Annotated in this window: 20 protein-coding genes; 11 read left to right on the top strand and 9 right to left on the bottom strand. The window is 47.3% G+C overall.

The genetic code is table 11. The features are described from left to right. The first annotated feature begins 37 nt into the window (after positions 1-37). The 3 genes from D2910_RS05735 to D2910_RS05725 all read left to right on the top strand — a co-directional run bounded on the left by D2910_RS05735 (position 38) and on the right by D2910_RS05725 (position 3282). Positions 38-1387, top strand: coding sequence for an MDR family MFS transporter (locus tag D2910_RS05735; RefSeq protein WP_117313055.1), 1350 nt, complete (start codon positions 38-40; stop codon positions 1385-1387). Positions 1388-1596: 209 nt separating this feature from the next. Next, complete coding sequence (locus D2910_RS05730; RefSeq protein WP_117312701.1) at positions 1597-2808, top strand: NupC/NupG family nucleoside CNT transporter; 1212 nt, start codon at positions 1597-1599, stop codon at positions 2806-2808. A gap of 159 nt (positions 2809-2967) precedes the next feature. Next, a complete protein-coding gene (locus D2910_RS05725) occupies positions 2968-3282 on the top strand; it encodes a hypothetical protein (protein ID WP_117312700.1) in 315 nt (104 codons plus the stop codon). A 91-nt stretch (positions 3283-3373) separates the two neighbouring features. On the opposite strand, the gene D2910_RS05720 is transcribed toward D2910_RS05725, so the two are convergent. Continuing rightward, complete coding sequence (locus tag D2910_RS05720) at positions 3374-4336, bottom strand: nuclease-related domain-containing protein (RefSeq protein ID WP_240633556.1); 963 nt, start codon at positions 4334-4336, stop codon at positions 3374-3376. A 335-nt stretch (positions 4337-4671) separates the two neighbouring features. Here D2910_RS05720 and D2910_RS05715 point away from each other — a divergent pair, with 335 nt between their 5' ends. Both D2910_RS05715 and D2910_RS05710 read left to right on the top strand, forming a co-directional pair. After that, a complete protein-coding gene (locus D2910_RS05715) occupies positions 4672-5970 on the top strand; it encodes an NCS2 family permease (RefSeq protein WP_117312699.1) in 1299 nt (432 codons plus the stop codon). A 280-nt stretch (positions 5971-6250) separates the two neighbouring features. Next, positions 6251-6436 carry a hypothetical protein gene (locus tag D2910_RS05710; protein ID WP_084243877.1) on the top strand — a complete coding sequence of 62 codons (186 nt, stop codon included), beginning with the start codon at positions 6251-6253 and terminating at the stop codon, positions 6434-6436. 44 nt (positions 6437-6480) lie between these two features. Here the strand turns inward: D2910_RS05710 and D2910_RS05705 are convergent, their stop codons facing one another. From D2910_RS05705 to D2910_RS05690, 4 genes are all read right to left on the bottom strand, one after another. Continuing rightward, positions 6481-7062, bottom strand: coding sequence for a hypothetical protein (locus D2910_RS05705; RefSeq protein WP_117312698.1), 582 nt, complete (start codon positions 7060-7062; stop codon positions 6481-6483). A gap of 114 nt (positions 7063-7176) precedes the next feature. Then, on the bottom strand, positions 7177-8079 hold the full coding sequence (locus D2910_RS05700; protein ID WP_117312697.1) for a MerR family transcriptional regulator: 903 nt from the start codon (positions 8077-8079) through the stop codon (positions 7177-7179). Between the two features lie 136 nt (positions 8080-8215). After that, positions 8216-9412, bottom strand: coding sequence for an MFS transporter (locus tag D2910_RS05695; protein WP_084243880.1), 1197 nt, complete (start codon positions 9410-9412; stop codon positions 8216-8218). A 189-nt stretch (positions 9413-9601) separates the two neighbouring features. Beyond that, positions 9602-10837 carry an MFS transporter gene (locus D2910_RS05690; RefSeq protein WP_084243881.1) on the bottom strand — a complete coding sequence of 412 codons (1236 nt, stop codon included), beginning with the start codon at positions 10835-10837 and terminating at the stop codon, positions 9602-9604. Positions 10838-11201: 364 nt separating this feature from the next. Between D2910_RS05690 and D2910_RS05685 the strand changes: the two genes are divergently transcribed. From D2910_RS05685 to D2910_RS05675, 3 genes are all read left to right on the top strand, one after another. Next, positions 11202-12701 (top strand): succinate CoA transferase, encoded by a 1500-nt coding sequence (locus tag D2910_RS05685; protein WP_117312696.1) that lies wholly within the window; start codon positions 11202-11204, stop codon positions 12699-12701. 76 nt (positions 12702-12777) lie between these two features. Next, on the top strand, positions 12778-13422 hold the full coding sequence (locus tag D2910_RS05680; RefSeq protein WP_084243883.1) for a LytTR family DNA-binding domain-containing protein: 645 nt from the start codon (positions 12778-12780) through the stop codon (positions 13420-13422). 622 nt (positions 13423-14044) lie between these two features. Continuing rightward, a complete protein-coding gene (locus tag D2910_RS05675; protein ID WP_117312695.1) occupies positions 14045-15559 on the top strand; it encodes an acetyl-CoA hydrolase/transferase family protein in 1515 nt (504 codons plus the stop codon). Between the two features lie 62 nt (positions 15560-15621). Here D2910_RS05675 and D2910_RS05670 read toward each other — a convergent pair whose 3' ends face one another. Continuing rightward, positions 15622-16098 (bottom strand): VOC family protein, encoded by a 477-nt coding sequence (locus D2910_RS05670; RefSeq protein ID WP_117312694.1) that lies wholly within the window; start codon positions 16096-16098, stop codon positions 15622-15624. Between the two features lie 157 nt (positions 16099-16255). Here D2910_RS05670 and rlmN point away from each other — a divergent pair, with 157 nt between their 5' ends. Then, a complete protein-coding gene (rlmN, locus tag D2910_RS05665; protein ID WP_084243886.1) occupies positions 16256-17329 on the top strand; it encodes a dual-specificity RNA methyltransferase RlmN in 1074 nt (357 codons plus the stop codon). Between the two features lie 80 nt (positions 17330-17409). On the opposite strand, the gene D2910_RS05660 is transcribed toward rlmN, so the two are convergent. From D2910_RS05660 to D2910_RS05650, 3 genes are all read right to left on the bottom strand, one after another. Then, on the bottom strand, positions 17410-18222 hold the full coding sequence (locus D2910_RS05660) for a carbohydrate ABC transporter permease (protein ID WP_205854596.1): 813 nt from the start codon (positions 18220-18222) through the stop codon (positions 17410-17412). A gap of 114 nt (positions 18223-18336) precedes the next feature. Continuing rightward, positions 18337-19248, bottom strand: coding sequence for a carbohydrate ABC transporter permease (locus D2910_RS05655; protein ID WP_240633555.1), 912 nt, complete (start codon positions 19246-19248; stop codon positions 18337-18339). 17 nt (positions 19249-19265) lie between these two features. Then, positions 19266-20588, bottom strand: a complete 1323-nt coding sequence (locus D2910_RS05650) for an ABC transporter substrate-binding protein (RefSeq protein WP_117312692.1) — start codon at positions 20586-20588, stop codon at positions 19266-19268. 250 nt (positions 20589-20838) lie between these two features. Here D2910_RS05650 and D2910_RS05645 point away from each other — a divergent pair, with 250 nt between their 5' ends. Both D2910_RS05645 and D2910_RS05640 read left to right on the top strand, forming a co-directional pair. Next, a complete protein-coding gene (locus D2910_RS05645; protein ID WP_117312691.1) occupies positions 20839-21969 on the top strand; it encodes an ABC transporter ATP-binding protein in 1131 nt (376 codons plus the stop codon). Between the two features lie 168 nt (positions 21970-22137). After that, positions 22138-22950 carry a YkuS family protein gene (locus tag D2910_RS05640; RefSeq protein WP_084243889.1) on the top strand — a complete coding sequence of 271 codons (813 nt, stop codon included), beginning with the start codon at positions 22138-22140 and terminating at the stop codon, positions 22948-22950. Positions 22951-23077: the final 127 nt, after the last annotated feature.

Raw genomic sequence — 23077 nt, 5'->3', positions numbered from 1 at the left:
AAAAGATATAAAAATAGGGCCGCTGCTTGCGGTGCTGATGGCAGGCGTCTTTGTCGCCATCCTGAACCAAACCTTGCTGGCAACGGCATTGCCGCATATTATGGATGATTTGGAGATTACCGCGAATACTGCGCAATGGCTGACGACGGTGTTCATGCTCGTCAATGGCGTCATGATTCCGGTAACCGCCTTTTTAATCGGCAAATTTTCCACGCGGTCTTTATTCCTTACAGCAATGGGCCTGTTCACCATCGGCACAATCGTAGCGGCATTTGCGCCTGGATTTTCGATTTTGATGATCGGCCGTATCATCCAGGCTTCGGGAGCGGGTATTATGATGCCGCTGACCCAGACCATTTTCTTCGTCATTTTTCCGATTGAGAAAAGAGGGCAGGCGATGGGCTTGTTCGGCCTCGTCATTTCATTCGCGCCGGCCATCGGACCGACGTTGTCGGGCTGGATTGTGGGGCAATATCCATGGCGCGCATTATTCTATATTGTCATTCCGATTGCCCTGATTGATTTGATCTTTGCTTATTTCTTCCTCAAGAATGTCACAAAGCAGACTTTCCCGAAATTGGATATTTTGTCGGTTATGCTGTCGACATTCGGTTTCGGCGGTATACTGTACGGCTTTTCAAGTGCCGGCACGACCGGATGGGGAAGTTTACCGGTTCTTGTGTCAATCGCCATCGGAGCGGTTTCACTGTTCCTTTTCATTCAGCGGCAAGGCCGTTTGAAGGAACCGCTGCTTGAATTCCGTGTTTTCAAATATAAGATATTCACGTTGTCTACGATTCTCAGCGTCATCGTTTTTATTTCCATGATCGGAAGTGCCACCATCCTGCCGATCTATATGCAGGATATGCACGGTTTCACTGCGCTCGAATCCGGCCTGATGCTGCTGCCGGGCGCCATCATTATGGGAATCATGAACCCGATCACCGGCCGCGTTTTCGACGCGTTCGGCGGCAAATGGCTGGCCATCATCGGCCTCTCGATTGTTACCCTCAGTACTTTCCAATTTACGGTGCTGACTGCTGAAACTTCCTTTACTTATTTAACGGTGATGCATGCCATCCGGATGTTCGGCGTTGCCATGGTGATGATGCCGGTGACGACCGCTGGACTCAATCAGCTGCCAGAAAGGCTGATTCCGCATGGCACTGCCATGAGCAATACGATGAGACAGGTTTCGGGTTCGATCGGAACCGCCTTGCTTGTCACCATCATGACCAGCACTGCGCTCGATCCTGAACAATATGGGGTACAAGGGCTGATTCGCGGTGTGAATATCTCCTTTATCGTAGCTGGAATTCTGAGTCTTATCGGTGTATTTCTTTCCTTTTTCCTTAAGAAAGCAGCGCCGGCAACTGAAGGCGAATAAAACCGGGAATGACGGCAACGTCAACATTTCCCGGGAAATATCAATTCAATTATGAATTTTCATCCGATTGGAAATACGGTTAAATTATCGTTTTGTAACATAATGTACATTTACTTATTCGATTTGCTTTGGTAAGATGTCAGACGACGGATGAGTTAGACATTTATTAGCCTAATTTTCTGATAAAATACTATTTATGAGGTGAAGTTGTGAATATATTATGGGGCATCTTCGGCATTTTCGTCGTTCTGGGACTTGCCTTCCTTTTATCCGACGGGAAAAAATCCATTAAGCCACGGACAATTTTAGGTGGATTAGCGATTCAAATCGGCTTCGCGTTCATCGTACTTGAATGGCAAACAGGACGTAAAGCATTGCTTTGGCTATCTGAGGTAGTCAATAATGTAATCGGTTACGCGGGGGAAGGGATTGCCTTCGTATTCGGTCCAGCAGCCGACACAGAAGGGTTTGGCTTCGTTTTCGCTTTCCAGGTGCTGACGATCATCATCTTCTTCTCTTCTTTAATTTCTGTGCTGTATTATCTTGGCATCATGCAACTCGTTATCCGTTTTCTCGGCGGCGCGATTTCGAAATTGCTTGGAACAAGTAAAGCGGAATCGATTTCCGCTTCGGCGAACATTTTCGTTGGCCAGACGGAAGCACCGCTTGTTGTGCGTCCGTTCCTTGCAGGAATGACGAAATCAGAATTGTTCGCAGTTATGACGGGTGGACTTGCCTCGGTCGCAGGTTCTACACTTGCGGGTTACGCACTTCTTGGCGTTCCTCTTGAATATTTGCTTGCGGCAAGTTTCATGGCGGCTCCAGCCGGATTGATCATGGCGAAAATCATGATTCCGGAACAAGAGGAAATTGAGGAAAAAGAATTCAAGCTTGAAAAAGACAGAGAATCTGCAAACGTAGTGGATGCTGCCGCACGCGGAGCATCTGACGGCTTGCAATTGGCATTGAACGTCGGCGCGATGCTCTTGGCATTTATCGCGCTCATCGCTTTACTCAACGGATTGCTTGGCTTTGTCGGAGGTGTTGTCGGATTCGAAGGTCTGACTATCCAGCAAATTCTTGGCTTCGTCTTTGCCCCGCTTGCTTTTGCAATCGGTGTACCTTGGGCTGAAGCAGTCCAGGCAGGAAGCTTCATCGGACAAAAACTCGTATTGAACGAATTTGTCGCTTACGTTTCCTTTACTGCGGAAATGGCAGACTTGTCACCAAAAACTGTCCTTATTGTCAGCTTCGCACTATGTGGTTTCGCAAACTTGAGCTCCCTGGCAATCTTGCTGGGAGGACTTGGCGCACTTGCACCAAGCCGCCGTCCACAAATAGCAAAACTCGGTATGAAGGCAGTAGCTGCCGGAGCACTCGCTTCACTTTTGAGCGCTTCGATCGCTGGTATGTTCTTCTAATCAATAAAATAATCGGCCACACGCATTTTTGCGTGTGGTTTTTTTGATGGGGAAATTTTGGGGAAGTGATGATAGGTTAGTGGGTTTATGGTTTGTGGGTTTTCGCTTTTCGCCGGGGCGGAAAGCATCCGTTCGAGGGTTTTGGGTGTGCGATATTAGATGATGGATTGTGGCGAATTCAGCGGGCGTGCGGGTAAATCGAAAACCGTTGAATGGATGGCATTTCGCTGGGCGAAATGCGAGGAAGGGCGGGATGGTGATGGAGAATTGGGTTTTTTAGGGGGAATTGGGTTGGAATGCGATGTTTTTTGTATGAGAAGAAGCTGTAAGGGGAAATGCGAGGCTTTTCGCTCGGCGAAAAGCTTCTTTTTGGGGTTATTGGGTGGTGGTGAGAGGTGGAATTGGGTTGGTGGAATTAGGATACGGGCGATTAATTTACTTTGTGGGCGATTAAAAATTTTTGCAGGCGATTAATAGGAAATGCGGGCGATTAGAAAAAAATGCGGGCGATTAAAAAAGTTTGCGGGCGTTCCGCTTAAATTTCCATAAAAAAAGGAAAAGCTTGTCACTTTTCCTTCTTTTTTAAACTATATTTCCAAGCTTTGCTTTCTCCAGAAGTCTCTAAGTCAAATTGAGCCAAGAGTCTTTTAGCGACGGAACTCGATTCCACACCACACCACTCACGAAACGCCTGATTCGTAATATGGGTGTCGATCAGTGAAAAATATTCTCGCAACGCAAATTTATGCGCCTGACGATCCCGGTGCCCACAATCAGGGCATTGCCAGCTTTTCTTTATTCGTTTCATGCCGTACTTCTGACATTCTGTACATTGAATGCCGCGGCGGATTTCATTCGCTCCAATATAATATTTGCTGCATAAAGGGGTTCTCAGATAAGGGGAATTCGCGCTGATAAGCTGCTTTTTGATTTTCGGCAGTTTCGGCGGTTCGGCTTCAAGGGGGAAAGCCTTTAGGATTTGCAATAGATATTCAGGCATCTGGTAGACTTTACAGATGTGTTTGCTTTTTGGCCTGACAATGAATTCACAGCTCTTCGGGGTGAAAATGATAAGTCCGCTGACAGGCAGTTTGATTTTCTTCAGCTGGAACCATGCCGATAGGAATCGGATATTCTTGTTTAACTGGATACGGGGATCCTTCATTACATTTTTGACGTTTTCGTCGTCGAAACGGTAGAATTCACCGGTCTGCTCATCAAAATGGATTTTGCCGCTGATGTTCTTTGAATCCATGATGATGGCGCAGCGTTCGGTCAACAGCAAGCCATCCATCTGTATTTTCCAGTCGTCCATCTCAAGACTGACGTCCCAGAGTACATGGAATTCTTCATGCGAATGAAATTCAACAAAGTGTTTCCTCATCCGATCTTCTCCTCGGACACCTGCTGCAATTTGCCGCTGCTCGCCTGCAAGATAATGTCGCTGTGGGTGTGCATTCGGCAAGCGGCCAATCAAAAATCCGATCGCATCTTCCGTGCACAGCAAATCCAAGCATTCTTTTTCCATATAACACCTCTTTTCCAAATATTACTTGAAGTATAGCATTTGTCTGCGAGAATGAATCGCCCCTTTAAAAATATAGTTGAAAGCAAACCGAAACCGTTGCTCGGATGGCATTTCACTGCGCGAAATGCGATTAGACCCAAAACCACAGAATGCCCTGCATTTCACTGCGCGAAGCACGATAAAACTCGAAATCGACTTTTGCTCTTACCTTCTCAAGACCAACCCCAAACCCTTGACGCAGCGGTGTTTTTGGATTACACTTCTATCTTGGCTTACCTGAATTTATTCAGGCAGAGCGGGTAGGGAGAGGGCTAATTTAATAGAAGGTTATCGATATGTATAATTGGATGGATCGTTTTTTCGGTCTTAAAGAAAATGGTACATCGGTTAGGCGCGAGCTATTGGCTGGGCTGATCGGCTTTTTCACAGTAGTGTATATCATTGCGGTCAATTCGCTGATCCTGTCGGAATCCGGCATGCCGATTGAAGCGGCAATCATTGCGACGATCGGGGCATCTGTTTTTGGTGCGCTCGTCATGGGATTCTGGGGCAATGTTCCGATCCTGCTGATTCCGGGCATGGGCATCAACGCACTGTTTTCGTATACACTGGTGCAGGCGATGGGCCTTACCTGGCAGGAAGCATTAGCGGTCGTGTTCGTTTCCGGCGCGATTTTTGTCGCTGTGGCGTTTACGCGTTTTGCCAAAGTGCTTAGTGCTGCGGTGCCGCATTCGCTAAAAGAGGCGATTACAGTAGGTCTGGGTTTATTCCTGATGCTGCTGGGCCTTGAAAAAGGCGGAATCGTCATCAATGGCGAAGGTTCAATTTTGGCGCTTGGATCGGTTTCCGATCCGCTGGTGCTGTCGACCGCTTTGACGTTCGTAATCGCCATCGTTTTGTTCATCCGCAATGTGCCGGGGAATTTCCTCATCACGATTGTGGCCGGGACAGTGATCGCCTTTTTATTCGGCATGATCGATCTCAGTCAGTTGAATGAACCGGCGATGAGCGCATCAGAAGCGTTTGCCGGATTCGGCGCGTTAAGTTTCACCAGCTTCCTGACCATGGGATTTTGGGTAGCGGTTTTCTCGCTGACAATGGTCCTGGTGTTTGAGAACATCGGACTTGTCCACGGACAGGTCAATTTCATCGAACGTCCGGAGAAATACAAGCGTGCATTCCAGGCAACATCGATCGGCTCGATGGCTTCCGGTGTTTTCGGAACCAGTCCGACAGTTGCCAGCGTAGAAACTTTAGCAGGCATGGCGGCAGGCGGACGCACAGGTTTGACGGCTATTACAACCGGCTTGCTGTTCCTTGGCGCCGCGTTTTTCATTCCTGTCATCAAATTGATCCCGGACAGTGCGATTGCACCGATCCTGATCATCATTGGCGCGTTGATGCTGCAGAACATTAAGGATCTCGACATGAAAGATATGAGCGAGAGCATCCCGGCGTTTCTGATCATCGTCCTTATTCCGTTTACGTACAGTATCGCTGACGGCATCGCCATCGGCTTTATCATGTATCCGTTATTGAAGGTCGGTCTCGGCAAATGGCGCGAAGTCACACCGGCGCTGTATATTATCGCCGCATTATTCCTCGCGAATTATATTTTCCAGTTCATCGGCTGATTAAAGAAAAGCGACGTCACCCGTTCAGCTCTGAAAAGCATAAGACGGATCAGCGTAGCGGCTTTGGCTGCGGAGCTGAGCTGGCTTATGACTCGAAGAGCTGGGTCGCCGGAGTCTGGACAAGGAAACACATTTTTTAAGGATTTTCATACTAGAAAAGTTATCTACTTTCTTGTCCAATAAAAACAAACGCACTTGCCCGATGCAAGTGCGTTTTTTCATTAAATGGAGTTAGAGATGTTACAATAAAACCAATAGCAACCGAAAGGAGTGACCCGTTATGAAATACACGAAATCGAAGATGGAAACTCTTGTGAGTGAAAATCCGGAATTGAAAAAACGCCTGAAAACACTCATGAAGGATATGGACCTGGAAAAGAATTTCGCTTTGAAAGCACTTTACCATTCAGAAGTGACAGACAATGGGCCTTACCAGTCCGCCTATCAGGACCTTGACTTGCTCTAAGGAGCGGGTCTTTTTTTTATGAGCTGAATCTGCGGCGCTGCAGCTCACTCGAAAATCGCTTTTTCCATCCATAAATTCAATTGCAGATTCGTCACAGTCACCGCGACTTTGTCAACATCTTCCGCAGGAGCATCCAGGTAAAATCCGAAATGGTCCCCGTCCTTATAGCTTAATCCGGTCGCGGTGGATGGGGACAGTTGATGAGCGTCCTTACCGGCGGTTGCTTCCGCTTCGATGGAATGCGTTGTACCATCCTGAGTATAGTCATGGGCAATGCCTGAAACCAGGACGGCTCCATCAGGAAGTTCATTTGCGTGTGAGCGGAAAACCACTTCATACCCCATTTCTTCCTGTTCGACTACTTTCATTACGGAAATTTGGCTGTCTCCGTCATCATAGAGGATCTTGCCTTCATTATTTTCCAAATTATTCAGATCGAGTTCAACCGTATATTCCCCTTCAACGGGTTCTGTAATTTTATAATAGTCTTCCGTTTGATCAGCGATATAGGAGATGCCATTCAGGTGCAGATTGACCGCTTCAATGACACGCGGCAGCATAAAAGCACTGACTGCAATAATGGCGGCAGCTAGATACAAAGTATTCATATTCAAATATTTTTTCATAAGAGCCCCCTTCTGGAACAGAAAATTCTGATAACTAAATTTTACCATAAGTTAAAAGAAAAATATCAACCAACACAAAAAACCTTGTCAGGCATAATACCTGACAAGGTCATTTTAATTTCTGGACTTTTGGGTATCTTCGAGCCAGCGCTCCCAATCCTCATACGTAGTACCGATATAGTATTGGTTGGAGGTGTTTTCAAGGTGGCCAAGGCCGCGTCCGCCGATGACGAAATGCAGTTCGGGTTTAACAGCAGCCAACGCGTCTATATATTCATGGGCAATTGGAAGAAGCCGTTCGTGTCCAATGGACATGCAGGCCAATCTGAAATCCTGTTTGCCGACAAGTTCGGGCAGGCCTTCGAGCGGCGTATCGGGTCCTATATACGCGACCGGGTATCCGCGTTCCCGGAGGAATAGCGTAAATAGAAGCAAGCCAAGCTGGTGATGTTCGCCGCTCGGACAGAAAGCCAAAGTTTTCGGCAGCGTTTCTGATGTCGGGAAAATACGGAAAAACTGAGTGAAGCGCTGCAGCACCATATGGCTCAGCATATGTTCATGCGCTACGGTGATGGTGCCATTCTCCCATTCTTCACCGATCCGCACCATCAAAGGCGCCAATATGGAAAAGAATACAGTGCGGTAATGGAACATGGAAAAGTTCAAATCCAGCAAGTACTGGAAACGCTCACTGTCCATTTCAGCTCCGGCATTATAAAGTTCTTCAATCTGCTTCTCGTACTCGATGGAGCCTTCTGGAGATTGAGGCAGCTCAGCAGCTGTCTTCACGAATTTTTTGCGGGAAGCATGGAGTTGTTTGACAGCTTCGCTGATTTTGACGCCGTTTTCCTGAACCTGGATTTTAAGCCACTTCAAATCCTCCAGATTCTGATCAGAATACAGGCGGTGGCCGGATTCTGTGCGAGCTGGAGTAATCGCATTATACCGTGTTTCCCAAGAGCGGATCGTCACTTTGGGCATATCAAGGATCTTTGCAGCAGCTTTTATATTGTACATGGCAGGACCCACATTTCTATAAGTTAGTTGTATATTTATTATACAAGTACTTATACAATGCGTAAAGCTTTAGGGGTCAAGGGTTTTAACCAGTAAAAAAGAGAAAGAGCCAAAGCCCTTTCCCCTCTGCGCCATATTAAGCTGCTGCCGCTTTGACGGCGCGTGAACGCTGCCAAACCAGCGTAATGGAGATCGTGATCATCAGCATAATCAGACCCAGGATGAACGGGAAGATGATGTTGACGTCATAAAGCAAGCCTGCAAGCAGAGGCCCGGCGACATTGCCGATACTCATATAGGCGTTGTTCATGCCCATCGCGAACCCGACTTCGCCGTCCGCCATTTTGGAGATCAGCGTATTCAATACGGGACGCAGGATCGAAGTTGCCAGGAAGATGACAAGTGAAACACCGAAAAACATAGCGTAGCTGCCCGCAAACAACGACAGCAGGAAACCGAAGGCGGCGACACCCAGGAACGTCACAAGGATCGCGACTTCGCCAAAGCGGCGGACGATCCGGTCGACGATGAACAATTGGACGATGACACTGACGACGCCTGTCGCTGTTATCATGAACGCGATGTCTTTGGCGGTTGAATTGAATTGATTGTCCAGGTAGAGTCCGACCACGGATTCATAAGCAAGCAGACCGAAACTCATTACCAGCGTGATGACCAATGGGATGAAATACTGCTTTTTGGTGGAAGACGCAATTTTAGACAGCATCGATTCCGTTTGGGTCATGTCGATCGCAAGATTTGCATCTGCGTTTGCCGCGTCGCTGTCTTTTAACAGGACCAGTGAAAAGACGACAGCGCCGAGTGATACCAGAGCAGACACTAAAAATGGCAGTTTGATGCTGTAATCGGCTAGGAATCCGCCGATTCCGGGACCGACGACAATTCCAAGCGACATCGCCGCTGATACAAGACTTGTGCCTTTTGCCCGCTGATCAAATGTCGTGATGTCAGCGATGTAGGCGAAAATGGCAGGCACCAGCATAGCTGCACCGATTCCCCCGATGACACGGGAAAAGTAAAGTACCCAGATAAAGTCGGAAGCGTAGAAGACGAACATTGACAGGGTTAGGCCGATAAGTCCGTAGATGATCATTTTCCGGCGGCCGTACTGATCCGCCCATTTGCCGGCAATTGGTGAGAACAGGAATTGGGCTGCCGCGAAAATGGCGATCATCAGCCCTGCGGCCATGCCGCCCTGGTTGATGGATTCAAGGTATGAAGGAAGGATGGGGATGATGATCCCGAAACTGGCGATGGCAATAAACATATTGATCATCAGGATGATGATCTTTTTGCGTTGATCTGCTGACATGGTGTTCCTCTTTTCTTATTATGGGTGGAGTTGCCTGGTGGAGTTTCTTCTATATGTATGAAAGGGAAGGGAGAAAGTTCCCGATTACCATTCATTGCCTATAAACTTTTTACACTCAATTTTACATATTATGCCGGCTCCAAGGTGTTGTCAATTACTTGGACCTCGTTCAAATAAAAAACTGAACCTTTATGTCAAAGGTTCAGCTTCAGGGGTTTCATTGGCGGAGTCAACAACCACAGATTTCGCATTATTCGTTTTGCGCCAAGCCATGGCAATCGACAGCGTGACTACCAAAAGACCAAGGCCCAGGATGAACGGATAATTGATATTGATATCATACAGCATACCTGCGGAAATCGGGCCAAGGACATTGCCAAGGCTCATGTAGGCAGTTGCCATACCCATGGCAAAACCTATTTCGCCAGCCGCCATTTTCGATACCAGGATGTTAAGAACCGGACGCAGGATAGCCATCGCCAGGAAAATCACAAGGGAGACGCCGAAGAAAGCGCCATAGCTTCCTGCGGTCAGTGAAATCAGGAATCCGACCGTTGCAAGACCCAGGAATGCAATCATTGTTTTGACTTCACCGAAACGGCGGACAAGACGGTCGACAATAAAGAATTGAACCGTTACGCTGACAATTCCGGTAGCCGTAATCATCATGGCAATATCGGCTGAAGTCGAGCCATATTGCGTCGTCAGGTACATGCCGATAACAGATTCATAAGCAACAAGGCCGAAGCTCATGATAAAGATGATGAGCAACGGAATGAAATATGGCATGCGGGTGGAGCGGCCGATCTGTTCCAGCATCGACTCGTCTTTTGAAAATTCCTCCGCCTGCTTTTTGCTTTCTGCATTAGGGGCAATTTCCTTCAGCATGATCAACGAGAAAACCATGGCGCTGAATGTCACTCCGGCGGCGATCAAGAACGGCAATTTCAAGCTGATGTCAGCGAGGAATCCGCCGAAGCCAGGTCCGATAACAAGTCCGAGCGACATGGAAGCCGTCACAAGGCCGGTTCCTTTAGCGCGCTGGGCTGCAGTGGTGATGCCGGCTACATAAGTGAAGACGCCCGGGATAAGGAAGGCGTCACCGATACCGCCGACAACGCGGGAAGCGTAGATGACCCAAATTGAATCGGTCGAGTAGAACATGAGCATCGAGATCGTCAGTAGCGCAAGACCAAGGATTATGACTTTGCGGGGACCGTATTTATCGGCCCAGTTTCCGCCAAGCGGAGAGAACAGGAGCTGTGCTCCTGCGAAAATCGCGATCATCAGGCCGGCTGCTGTGCCGCCTTGGCCGATGGATACAAGATAGGCAGGGAGAATAGGGACAACAATTCCGAAACTTGCTATAGCAATAAACATATTGATCATCAATATGGACATTTTTTTACGTTGGCTGGTAGACAATTAAAAAAGCCTTCTTTCAATTTAAAATTATTGTACAAACGCTAATCGTTTTGACAACTTTTCATATATTATGATAGAAAAAACGTAAAGTCAATGAGAAAAACTCACATTTTTATCACGAATTTCATAGATAATATTATTGTATAAAAGGAATTTTCTCATAATTTCAGAAACCTTGATTTCAAGCCTTTTTTGATTTCTTCGGGACTCTAAGTTATAGGGAAATACTTAAAAGTTGTTGCGAATTTGTGAATGGGAAGGGTAATCGAGGGGAGATGCCGAAGAGTTTATTTAAACAGCGTTATTTGGGGTATAGGTAAACCGTCTAACGCTATTCAATTCAGTAAGTGAAGGGGATGAAGATATGGATAAACGATTCGAACGCATCAAAGCGACAGCATTGCAGGAACGGGTGGTCAGTGCTGAAGAGGCGGCTTCATGGATACAGGACGGCATGACCCTCGGTTTAAGTGGATTTACACAGGCCGGAGATGCAAAAGCGGTGCCTTTGGCGCTGGCGAAACGTGCGGAATCCGAGAAATTCAAGGTGAATGTCTATACGGGAGCTTCTCTCGGTTCCAATATCGATACAGTGTTCGCGCAGACCGGCATCGTCAACAAGAGACTGCCTTTTCAATCGGATCCGGTGATGCGCAGAAAAATCAATGAAGGGGAAATTCTCTATACCGACCATCATCTGTCCCACACGGCTGAATGGATCCGTGATGGGATCATCACGCCAATCGATTATGCCATTATCGAAGCGATCTCGATCACAAAAGACGGCATGATCATTCCGACGACCTCTGTCGGCAACTCGGCTATTTTTGCCCAATACGCAAAGAATGTCATTGTAGAAATTAATACGGAACAGCCGGAGCGCCTTTACCGGATACATGATATATATGACACAGGCACACACGAAGGCCGCAATCCGATTCCGCTGTCGCATGTTGCCGACCGCATCGGAACGATGGGAATTCCGGTTGATATGGAAAAGATAAAAGGCATTGTTTTTACAGATCAGGTAGATTCGCCGTCGACGATCGTTCCGCCTGACAGTGAAACGGAAGCGATCGCCAGCCATCTGCTGGAGCTGCTGCGATCGGAAATCCGTGCTGGTCGGCTGACGGAAAAATTGGCGCCGATCCAGTCGGGAGTCGGTTCGGTTGCCAACTCGGCTCTGCGCGGGCTCATCGGTTCTGAATTCCATGACCTTGAAATGTATTCGGAAGTGCTGCAGGACGCAGTGTTTGATTTGATCGATGCAGATGTCCTCCGTTTTGCTTCCGGTTCAGCGATTACATTGTCCAAAGAGAAAATGGCACAGGTCTATTCCGATTTCCGGAAATACGAAGATAAGATTATTCTGCGGCCGCAGGAAATCACGAATCATCCGGGGCTTATACGGAGGCTCGGTTTGATTGCGGTTAATACAGCTCTCGAATTTGATATTTACGGCAATGTGAATTCCACGCATGTATCCGGAACGAAGATGATGAACGGCATCGGTGGATCCGGTGATTTTGCCCGCAACTCAAGGTTGTCCATCTTCGTTTCAAAATCGACTGCCAAAGGCGGCAATATCTCAAGTGTCGTGCCGTTTGTTACGCATGTCGATCATACGGAGCATGATGTGGACGTACTTATTACTGAGCACGGCTACGCTGATCTCCGCGGACTGGCTCCAAGGGAACGCGCCGGTCTGATCATTGAAAATTGTGCTGATCCGGCCTACCGGGATCAATTGCGGAATTATTACGAAGAGGCGCTGACTCGCGGCGGACAGACGCCGCACGTACTTGAAAAAGCATTCTCCTGGCATCAGCGTCTGGCTGAAACCGGAAGCATGCTTGAAAAATAATCTCGGCATCCTTCTGCACCCTTGATTGCCGAAAATACATTATAATGAAGCAATCAGTTTGGACAGGAGGATTCACATGGAAAAATTCACTTTCGGTTCGCTGCTGGATGTCATGGGGGAACTGTTCTCCGATGAAATTTCAATTGCAGTAGCGGACACGGAACAGTATATCTATTACAGGCCGAGCAAGCGCATCGATCTGAAGATCAAACCGGGCGATCCGGTGAAGGAAGGGACCATTGCGCATAAAGCGCTGATGACGAATCAGAAAGCTTCCGAGTTCATCGACCGCGAAGTATTCGGCGTTCCCTATCACGGCATGGCTGTTCCGTTTGAAGTAAACGGGGAACCGCAGGGCTGTGTCATGGCGATTTATCCTTCCTATACCGAAGGGAAATCAGTAGTGACAGTAAAGAGCCCGGATGGCTGGAAGCCGGTCCCTTTTGACGATGTCGTCTGTCTTGAAGTCAAAGACCGGAAGACACATGTTCATGCCGCGGGCTTTTCAGGCACCAATAAAAACTCGCTCCAGGAATTCGAATATTCACTGCCGCGGGAAACGTTCATCCGCTGCCACCGGTCGTTCATCGTGAATGTCCATCATATAGAAGAAATCTATCCGGACACCCACTCGACATTTGTGCTCGCAATGGATAACGGCAGCCGCATCCCGGTCAGCCAATCCTATTCGAGTTATTTCAGGAAGCTGCTTGGGTTTTGATAAGTAAATAATTTTCTCGGTTTGGGGAGAATAAAAAAGATAATCGATATTACGTAAAACAGCTTCGAAGGCATTAGCCGTGTCTTGCACGGAGAATGCCTTTGCGACGAAGTGCGCAGCACTGCAGGAGCACATTTTTTTAGGCTGCTCCTGCATCGCTGCGCTAGCTTCGTCGCAAAGCGCTGGCCGGAGGACCTTGGGCCGCGCTTGGCTTGCACTGAGCTAACTCGGACTCGCTACCCTTCGTCCGAGTGGATCTCAGCACTTCGCTCGAAACACATTTGGAAGCCAACTGTGTTTCTAATCCCCTGGGAGTCTTCGCTGTTTTACTCCATATCTAAGCTAGATTTCTATAAGTTCATCTTTTATGAATCTGTATTAAAAAGAAGTTAATTCGACATTCTGTGAAAATCCCTTGCTCAGGCAGGGGATTTTCTGCTTTAGCGCAATAACTGCTTATCCATACATAAATCACTCAAAACGCTCTCTGAATAGTTTAAAATTATCTAATAATTAACACCGGAATCTGCCTTCATTTTCTTCCATACAATGAAAACGCTTTATTTTTCTCGGCAGACGGACTTTATCAGATAAAAAACCTTCCAGAAAGAGAGTGATTGATATGACGAACAACAATAACCGGATCAAAGCAGCAGAACTTCAGGACCGTGTGGTTTCCCCGCAGGAAGCGGCTTCGTGGATACAGGACGGCATGACGCTTGGACTTAGCGGCTTTACACGCGCTGGCGACGTGAAAGCGGTTCCTTTCGCGTTAGTGGAGCGGGCGGAGTTTGAAACTTTTAAAGTGAATGTATTCACAGGTGCTTCACTCGGTTCGGATATCGACCGCCTGTTTGCGGAAGCGGGAATCGTCGGCAAGCGTTTGCCGTTCCAGGCTGAACCTGCCATGCGCAGCAAAATCAATTCAGGTGAAATGTTCTTTGTCGATCACCATCTTTCCCATACAGCTGAATGGGTGCGCTCCAATGTTATTGAACCGATCGATTTCGCCATCATTGAAGCGCTGTCGATTACTGCTGACGGCATGATCATTCCGACCACTTCTGTCGGCAACTCGGCTGTTTTCGCGAAACACGCGCGCAATATTATCGTGGAGATCAATATGGCACAGCCGGAACTGTTCGAAGGATTGCATGACATCTACGATACCGGTAAACAGGGTGAACGCGATCCGATTCCGTTGACGTCTGTTGAAGACCGCATCGGAACAATCGGCATTCCGGTGGACATGGAAAGGATCCGCGGCATCGTCTTTACGGAACAGAAGGATTCCCCATCGAATATCGTGCCGCCAGATGCTGAAACGAAGATCATGGCTGACCATCTGTTGGAATTTTTCCGTTCGGAAATCCGCGCCGGCCGCCTGACTGAAAAACTGGCACCGCTGCAGTCCGGCATCGGTTCTGTTGCGAATGCCGTGCTGCACGGCATGATCGACTCTGAATTTGAAAACCTCGAAGTCTATTCCGAAGTGCTGCAGGATGCGGTATTCGACTTGATCGACGCAGGCAAAGTGGACTTCGCTTCCTGCTGTTCGATTACATTGTCCGAACAGAAAATGAAACAGGTTTTCAGTGAATTTGAAAATTACCGTGATAAAATCGTCATGCGCCCACAGGAAATTTCGAACCATCCAGAGCTGATCCGACGCCTCGGCTTAATTTCCATCAATACAGCGCTTGAATTCGATATTTACGGCAACGTCAATTCGACGCATGTGTCCGGTACGAAAATGATGAACGGCATCGGGGGTTCCGGCGACTTTGCCCGCAATGCGCGCCTGGCTATTTTCGTTACGAAGTCCATTGCCAAAGGCGGCAAGATATCGAGCGTCGTACCATTCGTTTCGCATGTTGATCACACGGAACATGACGTCGATGTGCTCGTGACTGAACAGGGCTATGCGGATCTTCGCGGCCTGGCACCTCGCCAGCGTGTCGAAACGATTATCGAAAACTGCATCCATCCGGATTACAAAGCGCAGATGCGCGAGTATTACGAAGAAGCGCTGACACGCGGCGGCCAGACGCCGCATGTCCTTGAAAAAGCATTCTCCTGGCATACTGCACTTGCGGAAAAAGGTTCAATGCTGCAGGAAAAAGAGCAATTGGTGTAAGCAGAATATATATAATCAAAAAAGAGCCAGCTCCCTCTTAAATAGAAGGGAGCTGGCTCTTGCTATTGGCTATTGCCATAGATTTCGGCAGTGCTGCGGGTATAAAGCTCGATGATATGGCCGAAAGGATCTTCGGCATAGACCAGGTAATGCGGCTTGCCTTTATTGATGTTCCAGATTTTGCTGCGCTGTTTGCCGCCGTGGAGCACCACTTTCTCAATCGTTTCTACGATGTCTTCGACGATCAGGCAAATATGGAAGAAGCCGGCATGCGGATATGATTTTTCATCAGCGAATTCAGGCTGCTGGAATTCGAATAATTCAAGGCCCACGCCACTATTGGTCATCAAATGGACGTTGCGCATCTGTTTTACTTCAGGTCCTTGCAGATCCTGGGTCATCGTAAAGAGCTCTTCATTTCTTTCATCGAATTCGAAAGGGCCGGCCAGTACGTAGAAGCCGAATACTTTACTGTACCAGTCGATGGCCCGGTCCAGATCAGGCACCGCCAGGCCGATATGCGTGACTACAGAAGTCATATGTAAAACCTCCTCTTTAATTTTTCATACCCGCAGGTATAGGCTTTTAAGCCTTCTAAAAGGCAGACTTTTCTGTTTAAACGAAAATAGTTGTTGTAAACATCTATTTTTAGTATTATAATAAGCAATTGTGAAATTCCGAAATGAGGGTTCTAAAATGAAAAATTCCATATATGGATTAACGATAGACCAACTAAAAGAATGGTTCCTGGAAAATGGACAGAAAAAGTACCGTGCTGAACAAGTATGGGACTGGTTATATATCAAACGCGTATCCCAGTTTTCTGAAATGAACAACTTGAGCAAAGAAGTCATTCAGCTGCTGGAAGATAATTTCGCCATCCGTACGCTGGAAGAAGCGGTGAAACAGGAATCTGCTGACGGTACGATTAAATTCCTGTTCCGTCTTCAGGACGGCAACTTGATCGAAACTGTATTAATGCGCTTTAAATACGGAAACTCGGTCTGTGTAACAACTCAGGTCGGCTGTAATATCGGCTGCAGTTTCTGCGCGAGCGGACTTTTGAAAAAGAGCCGCGATTTAAACGCGGGCGAAATCGTCGAACAGATCATGCAAGTGCAGGCGCATTTCGACGCTCAGCAAAAAGAGGAGCGCGTCAGCCATATCGTGGTTATGGGTATCGGCGAACCGTTCGATAACTACACCAACCTGATGGACTTCCTGCATGTGGTCAACTCGCAAAAAGGCCTTGCCATCGGCGCACGCCATATTACAGTCTCCACAAGCGGAATCGTTCCGAAAATCTACGATTACGCAGATGAAGGCCTGCAGGTCAACTTGGCTATTTCGATCCATGCACCGACAAATGAATTGCGTTCGCGCATCATGAAAATCAACAAAGCGTATCCGATTGAAAAATTGATGGATGCCATCGATTACTATTTGGAGAAATCAAACCGACGCATCACGTTTGAATACATTTTGCTGCGTGACGTCAATGACCATGTCGAAGAAGCCAATAAATTGGCGAAACTTCTCGAAGACAAACGCCATCTTTCGTACGTCAACTTGATTCCGTACAACTCGGTCAGCGAACATGACCAGTATCAGCAAAGTACACCGGAAGCGATTTCGGCTTTCTACGATGCATTGAAGAAAAAAGGCATCAATTGCGGCGTGCGCCACGAGCAAGGCGCGGACATCGACGCTGCTTGCGGTCAGCTTCGAAGCAAGCAAATCAAAAAAGAGAAAAAGCCAGCTACAGTTTAATAGCATGAAAAAACAGCCCCCGAATATTTTTTTTTCGGGGGCTGTTTATGTTCAGTATGCAGAATAAGAAGCGCTTTTCTTTATTTCCCTCCAGAAGAAAGGTTAATTCCCTGGATAAAGTATTTCTGGAAGAAGAAGAACAGCAGGATGACGGGCAGCAGAACAAGCAGCGATCCGGCCATCAGATAATTCCACTGCGTGCTGAGCTGTCCTTTGAATACGGCAAGCCCGAGTTGCAGGGTATAAAGATTTTCGTCATTCAAATAGAGCAAGGGGCCGAGGAAATCATTCCATGCACCGTTGAATGAGAAAATCGCTACCGTAGCAAGAGCTGGCTTCGTTAACGGGAGGCCGATCTTCCACCAGATATAGAAATGGCTGGCGCCTTCGATTTTCGCCGCTTCAATCAATTCAGTGGGAATCGTCATATAGAATTGACGCAGCAGGAAAATATAGAAAGCACTTCCGAAGAAATGCGGGACGATCAGCGGATAGTACGTATTGACCCAGCCCAGATTCGCGAACAGCACATATTGCGGAATCAGTGTTACGAATCCTGGAATCATCATCGTCGACAAGACGATTGCAAACCAGATCCCTTTACCGCGGAATGGGATTTTCGCAAACCCATACGCGATAAAAGAGTTGGCGAGCACGCTGCCGATTACAACCAGTGTCGTGATAGTGATGGTGTTGATTGTATAAGTTGTAAATGGAGCTGCCTGCCAGGCTCTGATGTAATTGGTCCATTCCCAGGATTCCGGAAAGAAGGAAGGGGGATAGGACATGACTTCCCCCATCGTTTTAAGCGAAGTGGCAAACATCCACCAGAGCGGTGACAGAATCAGCAGGCTGCCAGCCGCCAATAAAACGAAATTAAACAAACGCCACATATTGTTGCGGTTTCCGCGATGTTCCCAATACCGCGGCTTCGTATTTAATGCAGATCGGCTTTCCGCTTGTTCTGCGTCAGTTAAATAATCTGAACGATCATCTGTCTTAGCCATTTACTTCTCCTCCCCTTCATAATGCACCCAGCGGGGAGCGAGTTTCAGGTTGATGAGGGTAAGCACGAAAACGATGACGAATAAAATCCACGACATGGCCATGGCGTAACCCATGTCAAAGTTTTCAAATGCCTGATTCCACATATAAAGGTTGTAGAATAACAGTGAATTTGCCGGGCCGCCTTCACCGTTGCCGGACATGATATACGCTTCCTGGAAAATTTGGAAACCGCCAATGAGGCTGGTTACGACATCAAAGAAGATGACGGGCGTAATCATTGGAATGGTGATGTGGACAAATTGGCGCCACCGGCTGGCACCATCAATTTCCGCCGCTTCATAAAGGGATTTGGAGACCCCTTGCATACTTGCCAGATAGAGAAGCATGGAACCGCCGACACTCCAAAGTTTCATCAGGATCAGTGAAGGTTTCGTCCAATCCGGATCATACAGCCAATTGGGTCCGTCGATGCCGACCCACCCAAGCAGCAGGTTCACCATACCGGTCCCCGGTTCAAGCAATTGCATCCATAAAAGATAGACGCCGACGCCTGAAAGGACGGCAGGCAGATAATACAATGTCCGAAAAACACGGATGCCTGGAACATCCTGGTTCAGCAACGCTGAAATGAAGATGGCACCGAGTGTCGTCAAAGGAACTGAAAAAGCGACATAATAGATTGTGTTCCAAAGGGAAGTCCTGAAAAGACCATCATCAACGATGAGCGTTTGATAGTTTTCCACTCCGACGAAATCCATTCTTGATGTAATATTATAATCTGTGAAACTTCCGGCTAAAGAAAACAATAATGGCCCAGCGGTGAAAGCGAAGAAGCCGACAATGAACGGCATGATGAAAATATAGCCGTAGATGCTTTCCTTACGCCTGATGGTCAATCTTTTTTTCCCCAAAGGACTTCCCCCCTAGTTTACTGGTTTTTCTGGATCAGATCTTCAACATCCGCCTGTGCCTGTGCCAAAGCTTCTTCGGCGGTCATCGATCCGAGGAAGAATTCATCGACATGCGGATTGATGTAATTATAAAATCCTGGAGCTTCCACCGGTGCTGGCGTCAGCAAGGTGTTTTCCATGCTTTCGACGGCCATCTGATAGACCATCTGCCCTTCTTCAGACAATTCGTCGTTTTCTGCTGCGGCTTCCGCAGCTTCAATATTCGCTACATTATCAAAGTTTTGGACTGCCCAATATTCCTGAGCTTCAGCACCAGTCAGATATTCGATGAATGCCCAGGCAGCTTCAGGATCGCTTGAACCTTCCGGAATTTCTGCGACAAACCCGCCGCCCCAGCTCGTATGGCCGTTTCCTGGTTCATATTCAGGAAGCGGTGCCACACCGAAATTCAGATCTTCGGCATATTCACTGATTTGTGTATAGAAAGTCGGCTGCTGCACCAGCATCGCCAGGTCGCCGCTGAAGAACGGATTGCCTTGCTGGCTGTCGATTTGAGCCTGATATGAATTGACGACATCTTCGCCGATACGGTCTCTCCACGATTTGAGCCAGTTCAACACTTCAGCATTCGTTTCTGTATTGATATTTACGTTATCGACATTATTATCTTCACCGAAATAGTTTTCGCCATTCGCATTTAAGAGCCATACATCATAGCCGACGCCCCATAAAGGATAGAAGCCGAGACGATCATAATCATCGCCGTTTTTCACATCAAGCTTAGCTGCATATTCCTCAAGTTCGGCCCAAGTTGACGGTGGATCTTCAGGATCAAGGCCGGCTTCTTCAAACGCGTCTGTATTATAGAAAAGAACCCGTGTATCCGTGTTGAAGGGAATGCCATAAGAGTCGCCTTCGTAAAGGGTGGCATTCCATAGCTCAGGGTAGAACTTCTCAGAAAAACTGTCATCCATGAACTCAGAGAGGTTCATCGCCTGATTTTCTTTTCCTCGGATGGCGGTGGCGTTGATATCGTTGATGACGACATCAGGAGGATTTCCCGCAGCAATCGCCGCAAGCTCCTTGGTCCAGATGTCACCCCAAGGGCTGTATGTGTGCTTCACTTCGATTTCATCCTGTGAAGCGTTGAAGTCGGCTACGATCTTATCGATGACCGGGCGTCTAAGTTCAGAACCCCAGAATGACCAGAAGTCGACAACGGTTTTGCCCTCCTCATTCGTTTCTTCCTCGCTGCTGTTATTTGTCTGGAAACCTGCACAGGCACTAAGCATTAACGTGGTGCTGGTCAAAACCAGCAGAGGCATACGCAGTTTTTTCATTTGCTCGACACTCCTTCTTTAGTATTTGAAATGGAATCTGAAAAACTTCGCCTTTCGAAGTGATGGTCCTGCGACTTTCTTTTCAGGAAAGTAAAGCGACAATAACAATAATTATGACTAATTAACTAAAAATTCAATTTACTTATTAACGAGAAGTATACAGTACTTCTCTTTCCATTTTCAACCCAGATTTGTAATTTACAAATAACTCTCTATAATTAAAATAAAAATGAGTTAAGGGGAGTCGCATATGGCTGAAATAAAAATCAATAATCTGGGCAAGAGATATGATAAAGGCGCTTTAGCTGTGACCGATTTTAATCTTCATATAAAAGACGAGGAGTTCATCGTTTTTGTCGGACCGTCCGGCTGCGGTAAATCAACAACATTGCGGATGATTGCAGGACTGGAAGAAATTACGGAAGGCGAATTCTTCATCGACGGCAAGCGCATGAATGATGTTGAACCCAAAGAACGAGATATTGCGATGGTTTTTCAGAACTATGCTTTATATCCCCATATGACCGTATATGAAAACATGGCTTTTGGACTAAAATTAAGGAAATTTAAAAAGGCCGAAATAAAAAGTCGTGTGGAAGAAGCCGCTAAGATCTTGGGGCTCGAAGATTATCTCAACCGGAAACCGAAAGCGCTGTCAGGCGGGCAGCGGCAGCGTGTAGCTCTAGGCCGTGCAATTGTGCGGGACGCGAAAGTCTTTTTAATGGATGAGCCTTTGTCGAATCTGGATGCAAAACTTCGGGTGCAGATGCGCGCGGAAATTGCAAAACTGCACCAGCGCCTCAAGACGACCACGATATACGTAACACATGACCAGACGGAAGCGATGACGATGGCTACACGGATTGTCATTATGAAAGACGGTGTCATTCAGCAGGTGGGCACGCCGAAAGAAGTCTATGATTTTCCAGCCAATCGTTTCGTGGGCGGATTTATCGGATCACCGGCCATGAACTTCTTCGAAGGCACCATTTCCAACGGAAACTTTCTTGTCGATGATAAATCAGTGGCGATTCCGTCAGAAACTGCAGCTCTGCTGAAAGACCTGGGCTATGACGGCAAACCGATTGCGCTGGGGATCCGTCCGGAACACATCCATGTGAACAACGAAGACCTGAGCGGTGTGCCGGCAAGTGAATTCGAAGCGGAAATTACGGTGTCGGAGCTGACCGGAGCGGAAACGATCCTCTATGCCGTATACGCAAATCAGGAATTCATCGCTCGTGTGGACGCGGATACTGCTATTGAAGCAGGCCATACCGCCACGCTGGCTTTTGATATGTCGCACGTCCATTTCTTTGATATCGAAACCGGAGCGCGGTTGAAAGCCGGAGAACTGCAAGCGGCTGGAGAAACTGTATAACTCCCTTTGTTGAGCCATTCCTTTTAGAGGAATGGCTTTTATTGATTACATAGAGATATTCCGCCATTTTTAAAAGAATTTTCAAACAATAAAGGGTAACGTGTTTAACTTTTATTCTTTAGGGAAAATAAAGTAATAGACATTTTTGGAAAAGGAGCAGTGATATTGATGGTAAAAATCGCAGTTGAAGAACCGTTTACATCCGTGCAGCAAGCTTTATTGAAAAAAGGGTATAAAGCAGACATGATTGAGGATAAAACCGACGCTACAAGCTATGATTGTGTCGTTGTTCGCGACAAAGAGGATTTTGCCGACTTCCATATGAACGCTCCATTGGTGGAAGCGAAAGGCCGCACGCTTTTCGAAATCGTTGAAGAAGTCGAAGAACGTCTGGTGCGCAGCGGAAAAATTATGCCTCCATCTCCGATCACATCTGATAATAAGTCTGGTGGCGGCGGAGGATTTATCGCCGGCGCAGCAACTGGCGCATTGATTGGCGCAGCTGCCGGTTTAATGCTGGCACCGAAGAGCGGCAAGGAATTGCAGCAGACAGTGAAAGATAAAGCCGCTGAAATGAAAGAAAAGAAAGAGGCGAAAGCGGAATCCGGTGAAAATTCCGGTCCCGGCAAGCTGGACCAAGTAAAAGATAAGCTTGGCCAAGTGAAAGAAAAAACAAACGGCGTGACTGAAAAAGCAAAAGGCAAAGCGGATGAGCTAAAAGCGAAACGCGAAGAGAAAAAAGAAGATAAAGAATTGAAGAAGCAGCAAAAAGCTGTTGAAAAAGAAGCGAAAGAAGAAGAAAAAGCTAAAAAAGAACATGAAAAAGCTGTGAAGCAAGCTGAAAAAGAAGAAAAGAAAGCTGAAAAAGAAGAGAAGAAAGAAAGCGGCGGCATCGAAGTCGTCGAGTTCGGCAGCTCAGCTGTCGAAAAAAATGACAGCGGTGATGTAAACATCCACCCTGCCGGCAAAGATAAGAAGTAATGATGAAACCGGCGCCTCCGGATGGGGGCGCTGGTTTTTTTTCGTTTGACTGGTGAGGTGTGGCTGATTTTAGGGTGGAAATTTATTTATGCCCAACTTTAGTTAAAATACGCCCAACTTTCCCAAG

The organism is Planomicrobium okeanokoites (assembly GCF_003428875.1).
Taxonomy (GTDB): Bacteria; Bacillota; Bacilli; order Bacillales_A; family Planococcaceae; genus Planococcus; species Planococcus okeanokoites.
This window is presented reverse-complemented; position numbering and strand designations above follow the sequence as displayed.